The sequence below is a fragment of the Sulfurimonas sp. genome (assembly GCF_016744025.1).
In the GTDB taxonomy this organism is placed as follows: Bacteria; Campylobacterota; Campylobacteria; order Campylobacterales; family Sulfurimonadaceae; genus Sulfurimonas.
In genome coordinates this window covers 1-1,725 of record NZ_JADGFC010000245.1, presented here as the reverse complement: position 1 = coordinate 1,725, position 1,725 = coordinate 1, and the positions used below count along the sequence as shown (strand labels likewise).

Genomic DNA, 1,725 nt, shown 5'->3' with positions numbered 1-1,725 from the left:
ATTTAGACCCTAGGAGACAAAAACTGTTACCACTGGTATCGTAAAGAGGTGAAATAAGAAAACTTGTTTTACTGGTCTTGAAAAAGGGAACCATTATATGGAAATATTTATTCCAAAAGCAAAAAGAGTATGGGGATATTATGTATATCCAATATTATTAGGTAATAAATTTATAGGAAGAATCGAATTAAAAGCAGATAGAAAAACTAAGCAATTAAATGTTTTAAACTTTTGGAAAGAAAAAGAAACTCTTTGGAATGATTCAAAAGAAAAAAAACTACATATTGAGTTGTCTAGTTTTGCTTCATTAATTGACATTTACAATGTAAGTTGGTCAAATAACTAACTTATCACCTACTCTTTATTACATTTACATATAAACCTCTTGATATAAAATTAATCTACAGCAATCCTCAAACAAATAGAAATTAACTATTATTCATTAAAATATCTCTTATAATTATAATTTTTTAAGATAATACTAGATATTATTTCTCAAAGGATAAATTATATCCTTTAATATTTTTTATTAAGAAATTTATATGAAAGTAGTTATTTCGTTAACATTGTTAACAGCTTCTCTAATGGCTTCAACTCTAGTAAACACAGCAAAAGAGGCAGGATTAAAACCTATTCCTAGTTCACAAAATGAACTAAACAAGCTTATTGATGATTCTAGAAATCCAATAACAGCTAAGAAAATTGAGCTTGGTAAAAAATTATACTTTGACCCTAGACTCTCTAAAAGTGCTCTTATCAGCTGTAATACATGTCATAATTTAGGAGAAGGTGGCGATGATGGAGTTTCTGCTGCTATTGGTCATAAATGGACTGCTAACCCTCACCACTTAAATTCACCTACTGTATACAACGCAGTATTTTTTGAAGCTCAGTTTTGGGATGGTAGAGCAAAAGATTTAGAAGAACAAGCACAAGGTCCTATACAAGCGCATCCAGAAATGGCAGCTACAAAAGAGCATGTCCAAGACACTGTAAACTCTATGCCTGCTTATGTAGACGCATTTAAAGATGCTTACGGCAAAAATGTAAAAGTTACATTTGAAAAAATAACAGATACAATCGGTCTTTTTGAAAGAACATTAGTTACTCCATCTCCGTACGATGACTATTTAAATGGTGATGAAAAGGCAATGACAACTGCACAAAAAGATGGTTTAAAAACTTTTATAGATAAGGGTTGTGCTTCATGTCACAATGGAATCTCTCTTGGTCAAGGTATGAATGCTTTTAATGTTACGGATACTTATAAGCACCAAAATGTAGGTGATTTTAAAGGTGATGCAAATGCAATGGTAAAAGTACCTACTCTTCGTAATATTACGCAAACTGCTCCATACTATCACAATGGTAAAATCTGGAGTTTAAAAGAGGCTATTGTAGAGATGGGAAGAGTTCAACTAGGAACTAAGATTAGTAATGCAGAAGCTGCTTCTATAGAAGAGTTTTTCAAAGCACTAGGGGGAAGAAAACCCACTTTCTCACTACCAATGCTTCCAGCTTCAACAGTTACTACTCCTAAACCAGATATGAACTAAGTAAATAGCAACTTTATGTTGCTATTTAGTATAATGGTTCCCTTTTTCAAGACCAGTAAAACAAGTTTTTTTATTTCACCTCTTTACGATACCAGTGGTAACAGTTTTTGTCTCCTAGGGTCTAAATTATTATCAGCTTGATAATAGACTTCATTTGGAGTTTTATAAT

2 protein-coding genes are annotated in these 1,725 nt (G+C 31.7%); both read left to right on the top strand.

What is annotated here, in order from left to right; all coding sequences use genetic code 11:
- Positions 1-97 precede the first annotated feature (97 nt).
- Positions 98-346 (top strand): hypothetical protein, encoded by a 249-nt coding sequence (locus QZZ48_RS15695; protein ID WP_294967193.1) that lies wholly within the window; start codon positions 98-100, stop codon positions 344-346.
- 196 nt (positions 347-542) lie between these two features.
- Complete coding sequence (locus tag QZZ48_RS15690) at positions 543-1,556, top strand: cytochrome-c peroxidase (protein WP_294967192.1); 1,014 nt, start codon at positions 543-545, stop codon at positions 1,554-1,556.
- Positions 1,557-1,725 lie beyond the last annotated feature (169 nt).